The following is a 9,425-nucleotide window of genomic DNA, read 5'->3' as shown; positions in this document are numbered from 1 at the left end:
TGTCACTCCCCTGGGGATTCGGTACGGATCTCCGCCCGGCGCGCGGCGAGCCGGCGGCGTTCCGCCAGCGCCGCACGCCGGCCGGTCACCCGCTCGCGGGTGGCGGCCAGCGGATCGGCGGCAGAGCCGGCGGCCAGGTGCTCGGCCAGTGCGCGCACGGTCGGGTACTGGAACAGCTCGACGAGCGTGAGGGGTCGGCCGAGGGCGTCCCGCAGGACGCCGCGCAGTTCCGCCATCAGCAGTGAGTGGCCGCCCAGCTCGAAGAAGTTGTCGTGCACACCCACCTGCTCGATGCCGAGCAGCCGGGTCCAGGCCGCCGCGACGGTCCGCTCCAGCTCGTCGCGCGGCGCCTCGTACGCACTGGCCAGGTCGGGCCGCGACAGCTCCGGTTCGGGCAGTGCCCCGCGGTCCACCTTGCCGTTCGGCAGCAACGGGAACGACGGCAGCGGGACGAAGACGGCCGGCACCATGTAGTCGGGCAGCCGCTGCCGCAGGTGGGCGATGAGCGTGCCCGCTGTGGGCGGTTCGTCGCCGGACAGGTAGGCCACCAGCCGCTGGTCAACCCCGTACGGCCGAGCGGTGACGATGGCCTCGCGGACGGCCGGATGGGCGGTGAGCGTCTGCTCGATCTCGCCCAGCTCGATCCGGTGACCGCGGAGCTTCACCTGATGGCCGAGCCGGCCCAGATACTCGACCGCGCCGTCGTCGCGGAACCGCGCCAGGTCGCCCGTGCGGTAGAGCCGTGGGCCGAGCGCCGGGTCGAACGAGTGCTCGACGAACCGCTCCGCGGTCAGGTCCGGCCGGTTGAGGTAGCCCCGGGCCAGGTTCCGGCCGGCGATGCAGAGTTCACCGGCGACGCCGGCCGGTACCGGCTGCAACAGGTGGTCGAGGACGTGGATCCGGGTGTTGGCGATGGCGTGGCCGATCGGCACGGGCCTCGGGTCGCCGTCGCGGCGGCACGCCCAGGCGGTGACGTCGACGGCCGCCTCGGTCGGGCCGTACAGGTTGTGCAGCTCGGCCGCCGCGACCGCGAAGAACCGCTCCTGCAGCTCACGCGGCAGGGCCTCGCCGCTGCAGAGCACCCTGCGCAGGCTGGGACAGTCCGCCGCACCGTCCTCGGTCAGGAAGACCCGGAGCATCGACGGGACGAAGTGCACAGTGGTGATGCGCTCCCGGCGGATGGTCTCCACCAGGTAGCGCGCGTCGCGGTGCCCGTCCGGCACGGCGACCACCAGACACGCGCCGGTCATCAGCGGCCAGAAGAACTCCCAGACCGACACGTCGAAGGAGAACGGCGTCTTCTGCAGCACCCGGTCGGTGGCGTCGAGCCGGTACTCGTCCTGCATCCACAACAGCCGGTTACGGATACCGGCGTGGACGTTCATGACCCCCTTGGGCCGCCCGGTGGAGCCGGAGGTGTAGATCACGTAGGCCAGGGCCTCGCCGTCCACCCGCACGCCGGGCGACGACGCCGGTTCACCGGCGAGGTCGGCGGCCACGTCGTCCAGGCAGAGCACGTGCGCGTCGAGCGCGGGCAGCGAAGGCGCCAGGCGGCTGTGGGTGAGCAGCACCGGCGCCCGGGCGTCGTCGAGCATGAACACCGTTCGGGACTGCGGGAGAGCGGGGTCCAGCGGCAGGTAGGCGCCGCCGGCCTTGAGCGTCGCGAGCAGCGACACCACCATCTCGACGGAGCGCTCCAGGCACACGCCCACCAGCACGTCCCGGCCCACGCCGAGCCGGCGCAGGCGGTGCGCGAGCTGGTTGGCGCGGCGGTCCAGTTCGGCGTAGCTGAGCCGCTCGTCCCGGAAGCGCACCGCCTCGGCGTCCGGAGTCGCCCTGGCCTGAGCCTCGAACTGCTCGTGGATCAGGCCGGCACCGGGCCACTCGCGGTGACCGCCGTCGCCCAGCGCCAGAACCTCCCGCCGCTCGGCCTCGTCGAGCAGCGGCAGCCGGCCGATCGACCGGTCCGGATCGGCGGCGATCGCGGCCAGCACCACCTGGAGGTAGTGGACGATGCGTCCGGCGGTCGCCTCGTCGAAGAGGTCGAGGCTGTACTCGAGACGGCCGTGGACGGTGTCGCCGTCCTCAGTGAGCAGGAGTTCCAGGTCGAACTTCGCCGCGCCGGCGTGCACCGGCAGCGACTCGGCCCGCAGGCCGCCGCCGCTCCACCCCGGGAAGGGGACGTTCTGCAGCGCGAACCCGACCTGGAACAGCGGCGTACGGGCCAGGCTGCGCTCCGGCCGCAGCGCCTCCACGAGCCGCTCGAACGCGACGTCCTGATGCTCGTACGCGTTCAGGCAGACCTGCCGGACCCGGCGCAGCAGCTCCCTGAAGGTGGGGTCGCCGGAGAGGTCGGTACGCAGCACGAGGGTGTTGACGAAGAGGCCGATCAGCGGTTCCAGCTCGGGCAGCCGCCGGTTGGCCACCGGCGTGCCGACGATTACGTCCTCGGTGCCGCCGAGCCGGCCGAGAAGGACCTGGAAGGCGCCGGCCAGCGCCATGAAGAGGGTGGCCCCCTCGGCGCGGCCGAGAGCGCGCAGGTCACGTACCACCTCGGCGGGTACGGTCAGGTGCAGCGCGCCGCCCCGATAGGTCTTCGCCGGTGGCCGGGGCCGGGCCAGGGACAGGTTCAGCTCGGCGGGCGCCCCGCGCAGTTGCCCGACCCAGTAGTCGAGGCCGGCCGGGTCGGTGGGCTCGTCCTGCTGCCAGCGGGCGACGTCCGGGTACTGGATCTCCAGGGCGGGCAGCGGGCTCGGCGCGCCGGCGGCGTACGCGGCGTACAGCGCCAGGACCTCGCCCAGCAGCACGCCCAGCGACCACTGGTCGGAGACGATGTGGTGCATCGCGAGCAGTACCACGGCCTCGTCGTCGGTGCGCCGCAGCACCTCCCAGCGCAGCAGGGGCCCCTCGGCGAGGACGATCGGCCGGTCGAAGAACCGCTCGGTGAGCTCGGCCTCCGCACCCTCGGTACGGTCGTGTACCACCAGCTCGGCCGGCATCTCCGGGCGCACCACCAGCCAGGGCCTGCCGTCGATCTCGGGGAACACCGCGCGCAGCACCTCGTGCCGCCGCATCACCTCGTCGCAGGCGCGGCGGAAGGCGGCGACGTCCAGGCGGCCGCGCACCAGCAGGGCGGCCGGCAGCAGATAGGCACGGTTGCCCGGGGCGAGCTGCTCCAGCAGCCACAGTCGCCGCTGGGCGGTCGCCGGGGGCACCGGCGCGGCCGGGTCGGCGCGGCGCGGCACGACCGCTGCGCCGGCCACCGGGCCGGTCGCCGGCCGCGCGCCGCGGTCGCGCAACTGGGCGGCGAGGGCGGCGACGGTCGGGTGCTCGAAGATCACCCGCAGCGGCAGCTCCATGCCGACCACCGGTCGGAGCCGGGTCGCCACCCGGGTGGCCAGGAGGGAATGGCCGCCCAGCGCGAAGAAGTCGTCGTCCAGACCAAGCCGCTCGATGCCGAGCAGCTGGGCGAAGACCTCGGCGACCAGGTGCTCCAGCGGATCGCGCGGGGCCCGGTAGGGAGTCTCCGGGCCGGAGCGTCCGTACTCCGGCTCGGGCAGCGCGGCCCGGTCGATCTTGCCGTTCGGGGTGAGCGGGAACGCCGGCAGGTGGACGAAGGCCGAGGGCACCATGTATTCCGGCAGCCGCTCGCGCAGGAACGCCACGATCTGGGCAGCGGGCACGTCGGCCGCGGCCAGGTAGGCCACCAGCCGGGTGTCGCCGGTGTGCTCGCGGGCGGTCACCACCGCCGCGCCGACCGCCGGATGGGCGGCCAGCACCTCCTCGATCTCGCCGAGCTCGATGCGGAATCCGCGGACCTTCACCTGGTGGTCGATCCGGCCCAGGAACTCCAGGCCGCCGTCGGCGCGGCGGCGCACCAGGTCGCCAGTGCGGTAGAACCGGCCGGCCGGGACGGTCAGCTCGACGAACCGATCCGCCGTGAGGTCGGGGCGGTTCAGATACCCGCGTGCCAGCCCGGCGCCGCCGATGTGCAGCTCGCCGGGGACGCCTGGCGGAACCAGCTGCCCGTGCCGGTCGAGGACGTGCAGGCCGGTGTTGGCGACCGGCTCGCCGAGCAGGATCGGACCGGGGCCGACCCGCCAGACCGCGGACCAGACGGTGGTCTCGGTCGGGCCGTACATGTTCCACAGCTCCGCCCCGCGCGGGCGCAGCGCGGCGGCGAGCCCCGGCGGCAGCGCCTCGCCGCCGCACAGCATGCGCAGCCGCGGCGAGCCCGACCAGCCGGACTCGACGAGCATCCGCCAGGTCGACGGCGTGGCCTGCATGATCGTGACGTCGGCCCGGTCCAGCACCCGCGCCAGCTCCCGGCCGTCGGCGGCCACCGTGCGCGGCACCAGCACCAGCCGGGCGCCGGTCGTCAGTGGCAGCAGCAGTTCGAGCACCGAGATGTCGAAGGAGAGACTGGTCACGGCGAGCAGCACGTCGTCGCGGTCGATCCCCGGCCGATCCCGCATCGACCGCAGGAAGTTGTCCAGCGCGCGGTGCGGGATCTGCACGCCCTTGGGCCGGCCGGTCGACCCGGACGTGTAGATCACGTACGCGAGATCCTCGTCGGCGACGTCGACGGCCGGCGGATGCACCGGCTGCCCGGTCAGCTCGTCCTCGATCGCGTCCAGGCACGCCACGACGGCGGCCCCGGCCGGAACCCGGTCGCGCACCGCGGACCCGGTGAGCACCAACGGTGTCCGCGAGTCGTCGAGCATGAACGTCAACCGCGCCCGCGGGTAGTCCGGGTCGAGCGGCAGGTACGCACCGCCGGCCCGATGCACCGCCAGGATGGCGATCACCGTCTCCGGCGAACGCTCCAGGCAGAGGCCGACCAGCACGTCCCGCCCGACGCCCCGCCCGCGCAGCCAGTGCGCGAGCTGGTTGGCGCGGCGGTCCACCTCGGCGTAGGTGAGGGTGCGGTCCTCGAACCGGATCGCCTCGGCCTCGGGCGTCTCCCGCGCCCGGCGGGCGATCCGCCGGTGCGCCAGGTCGCCGGCCGGCCAGTCGCGCCGGCTGTCCGCGCCCAGCGCCAGCAGCGCGGCCCGTTCCTCGTCGCCGAGCAGCGGGAGCGCGCCGACCGGCGCGTCCGGGTCGGCCGCCACCGCGGTGGCGAGCCGGCTCAGGTGCCCGGCCATCCGCGCGATGCTCGTGGCGTCGAACAGGTCGCTGTTGTACTCGATCAGCGCGTTCACGCCGTGCTCGGCGTCGTCGACGAGTTGCAGTTCCAGATCGAATCGCGCCGCGCGGCTGCGCAGCGGAAGCCGGGTGATCTTCAGCCCGGCCACCTCGACGGCCGGCACCGGCTGGGTCTGGTAGGCGAAGCTGACCTGGACGAGCGGGGGGCGGCTGAGGTCGCGGGCCGGCTTCATCTCCTCCACCAGCCGGTCGAAGGGAACCTGCTGGTGGGCGTACGCCTCCAGGCAGGTGTCCCGGACCCGGTCGAGCAGTTCGGTGAAGCTCGGGTCGCCGGCGAGGTCGGTGCGGATCGGCAGGGTGTTGAGGAAGAACCCGATCAGTCCGTCCAGCCCGGCCCGGTCCCGGTTGGCGACCGGCACGCCGACGACCACGTCGTCCTGCCCGGTGTAGCGGTACAGGAGAACCTGGAACAGAGCGAACAGCACCATGAACGGCGTGGCGTCGCGGACCCGCCCGACGGCGACGAGATCCCGGACCGGGCCGGCCGGGAGGTCGAAGTGCCAGGAGTCGCCGTGCGACGACGCGACCGGCGGGCGCGGGTGGTCCAGCGGCAGTTCGAGCACCTGTGGCGCACCGGCAAGCCGATCGGCCCAGTAACGCAGGTCGTCGTCGACGTCGGTCGGTTCGAGCTGCACGGCCTCGCCGTACTGGAGCGGCAGTGGTGGCAGCGCGGCCGGCCGGCCCTCGCGGTACCCGGCGTAGAGCGCGGCGAACTCCGCGAACAGCACGCTCACCGACCACCCGTCGGCCAGGATGTGGTGCAGGACCACGATCAGGCGGTGCTCCTCGTCGGCGACCCGCAACAGCCGCAACCGCATCAGCGGCCCGGTCGCCAGGTCGAACGGGGCGGTGACGGCCGCGGTCACCCGGTCCTCGACGACGTCGTCGGACGCCGCCCGCAGATCCTCCTCACCGATGTCGATCGTCACGCTCGGCGTCACCACCTGGACCGGTTCGCCGTCCCGTTCGACCACAGTGGTGCGCAGCGACTCGTGCCGGGCGACCAGGTCCGCCACGGCGGCGCTCAGCATCGTCCGATCGAGCGGGCCGCACAGCCGGACGGCCGCCGGCACCAGGTAGGCGGTGGTGCCGGGGTTGAGCCGCTCGAGGAACCAGAGGCGACGTTGCATGGCCGAGAGCGGATAGGTCCGCTCCCGGTCGGCGAGACGCCTCGCGAGGCGTGCGCGCTGTTCCGGCGAGAGGCCGGCCAGCCGTTGGCGCAGGCTCACCGGTCGTTCCCCTCGGCGAGCAGGGCCTGCCGCTCGTCGGCGGGCAGACGTTCCAGCTCGGCGAGCAGCGCGTCCGTCGGGTCGTCGGCGGCCGGAGCGTCGGTGGCTGGGCCGTCGGCGGCCGGGGCGTCGGCGGCTGGGCCGTCGGCGGCCGGCGGGGGGTCCGTCTCGTCGAGCAGGGCCAGGATCCGGTCCGCCAGCCGGCGGACCGACGCCCCCTGCAGCAGGCCGGCGATGGGCAGCGTGACGCCGAACCGGGTCCGGATCTGGTTCCGCAGCCCCATCGCCATCAGCGAGTCCATGCCCAGCTCCAGGAACGGCTGGTCGAGTCCGACCTGGACGGCTGCGCCGGCCGCCTTGCGGCGCGCGGCGGAGCCGGAGCTCAGCGCCGCCCCGACACCGCGGGCCAGGTGATCGGCGAGGACGTCGAAGCGCTCGGCTGGTGGCAGCGCCAGCAGCGCCTCCCGGGTGAGCAGCGGTTCCCCGGCCGATGCCGGGGCGGCCGCCGACCCGGGCCCCGGCGCGGGCAGGTCGGTCTCCGACGCCGACTCGTACCAGTGCCGGGTCCGGACGAACGGGGTGGTCGGCACCGGCACCCGGGTACGCCGGTAGCCGCGGTCGAACCCGAGCCAGTCCACGTCGGTGCCCTGCCGGTACAGCTCGGCGAGCGCGCCCAGCATGGTCTCCCAGTCGTCCGTGCCGGGCCGCAGGCTGGGCAGGCGCAGCAGGTCGCCGTCGAGATCGTCGAGCATGGTGGTGTCCGGGCCGATCCCGAGGAACCGGTGGTGCCCGAGACCGCGCAGCTCCGCCACACCCTCGGCGAACCGCTCCGGACCACCGGCCAGCCCACTCCAGTGCTCGGCCCCCGGCGCGCGGTCCCAGGGCTGCAACTCCCCGGTCAGGCTGGACACGAACGGGATGCGCGGCGGCGCCTGGCCGATCTCGGCCACCGCCCGGTGGAAGGCGTCGAGCCCGGCGGCGCCCGCCTCGGCCAGCCGCGCCCGCTCGGTCACCAGTCGCAGCGCTCCCTCCAGTTTGAGCACTCCGGCGGTGCAGGCGGCCGCCACCTCTCCGACGCCGCGACCGAGCACCGCGGCCGGTTCCACCCCCCACGAGCGCCAGAGCTGGGCGAGCGCGTACTCCACCGCGAACAGCGCCGGCTGCGACCGGGCCGGACGGCGGAGGTCCGCCGCGTCCGGTCGCGCCGGGAACAGCACCGGCAGCAGCGGATCGGGCAGCAGCTCGTCGCACCGCTCGATCGCCTCCCGGAACACCGGGGAGGTCTCGTACAGGGTGCGCGCCATGCCGGGGCTCCCGGCACCGTCGCCACTGAACAGGAACGTGACCTCGGGGTCGCGGGCCGCGGCGGGTGCGGGCTGTTCCGTCGCGGCGGCGAGGGCCGCGTCCACCTCCTCCGCGGTACCCGCCACCACCGCGAGCCGGTGGGCGAAGTGCATACGTCCCGTGTTGGCGGACCAGCAGTGGTCCGCCAGCCGGGCCGGCGCGGCGGCGAGCACCTCGCGGTGCCGGCTGACGAGCGCGCGCAGGCCCTCCTCGCTGCGGGCGGACAGGGCGAGAACGGACAGCGGCCGGCGGTCGTCCGCCTCCACCGGCTGCCGCTGCGGTCCCTCCTCCACGAGCAGGTGGACGTTGGTGCCGCTCAGCCCGAAGCTGCTCACGCCGGCGATCCGGCGGCCGTCCCGGGGCGCCCATTCGGTGAGCCGGGTCGGCACGGTGAACGGCGGACGATCCAGGCCGATGAGCGGGCTCAGCCGCTCGAAGTGCAGGTGGGCGGGGATCGCCCGATGACGCAGCGCCAGGATCACCTTGATCAGGCCGGCCACCCCCGCCGCCGCCTCCAGATGGCCGAAGTTCGTCTTCACCGAGCCGAGGTGCCACTCCGCGCCCGGTTCCGCCGGGTAGACCTCCGCCAGCGCCTCCGCCTCGATGGGGTCGCCCAGGGTCGTCGCCGTGCCGTGCGCCTCGACGTAGGAGACCTGCTCGGGCCGGACACCGGCCGCGTCCAGGGCGCGGCGCAGCAGGTCACGCTGGGACATCACGTTGGGAGCGGTGAGGCCGGTGCTGCGGCCGTCCTGGTTCATCGCCCCGCCGCGGATCACGGCCAGCACGTCGTCGTCGGCGGCGAGCGCGTCGGAGAGGCGCTTGAGCACCACCATGCCGCAGCCCTCGCCGCGTACGAAACCGTTCGCCGCCGCGTCGAACGTCCGGCACCGGCCGTCCGGCGCCATCATCCCGAACTGCGAGAAGCCGATCGTGGGAAGCGGGGAGAGCATCACGTTGACCCCACCGGCCAGGGCCGTGTCGCACTCACCGGACCGGAGGCTCTGGCAGGCCAGGTGCACCGAGACCAGCGAGGAGGAACACGCGGTGTCGACCGACACCGCGGGGCCGCGCAGGTCGAGGAGGTAGGCGAGCCGGCCGGAGACGATGCTGTGCGCGTTGCCGGTCAGCACGTACGGCGTGACCTCGTCCGGCCGGCGGAAGTTGCGGAGCGCGTAGTCGCTGCCGAGCACGCCGACGAACACTCCGGTGCGGCTGCCGGCCATCCGGGCGTGACCGGCGTGCTCCAGCGCCTCCCAGGCCACTTCCAGGACCAGCCGCTGGTTGGGATCCATCGCTTCGGCCTCGAGTGGCGAGATGCCGAAGAACGCCGCGTCGAACTCGTCGATCCGGTCCAGGAAGCCACCCCAGCGGGTGGTCATCGTCCCGGGGTGGCCCACCTCGCTCTGGTAGAACGCGTCGACGTTCCAGCGGTCCGGCGGTATGTCCTGGATCGCGTCCACGCCGTCCGCGAGCAGACGCCAGTACGAGTCCGCATCCACCACGCCGCCCGGAAAGCGGCAGCCGAGGCCCACCACGGCGATCGGCTCGGCCCGCTGGTCGCGGGCCGCGGCCAGGTCGCGTTGCAGCTGGTCGATCGCCGCGAGGGCGCGCTTCAATGTCGCGGCAGAGGTGTCCGGAGCGGTCATC

2 protein-coding genes are annotated in these 9,425 nt (G+C 74.0%); both read right to left on the bottom strand.

Features of this window, described 5'->3' with window-relative positions; genetic code table 11:
* Positions 1-2 precede the first annotated feature (2 nt).
* Positions 3-6,434 carry a non-ribosomal peptide synthetase gene (locus tag ABD52_RS02405; RefSeq protein ID WP_053065269.1) on the bottom strand — a complete coding sequence of 2,144 codons (6,432 nt, stop codon included), beginning with the start codon at positions 6,432-6,434 and terminating at the stop codon, positions 3-5.
* Positions 6,431-9,424 (bottom strand): type I polyketide synthase, encoded by a 2,994-nt coding sequence (locus ABD52_RS02400; protein ID WP_053065268.1) that lies wholly within the window; start codon positions 9,422-9,424, stop codon positions 6,431-6,433. The genes ABD52_RS02405 and ABD52_RS02400 overlap by 4 nt, the downstream gene beginning before the upstream one ends.
* Position 9,425: the final 1 nt, after the last annotated feature.

It is taken from the genome of Micromonospora sp. RV43, assembly GCF_001029515.1.
Classification (GTDB): Bacteria; Actinomycetota; Actinomycetes; order Mycobacteriales; family Micromonosporaceae; genus Micromonospora; species Micromonospora aurantiaca.
Note: the sequence above shows the minus strand (reverse complement) of the source record. Positions and strands in the feature narration are given on the sequence as shown.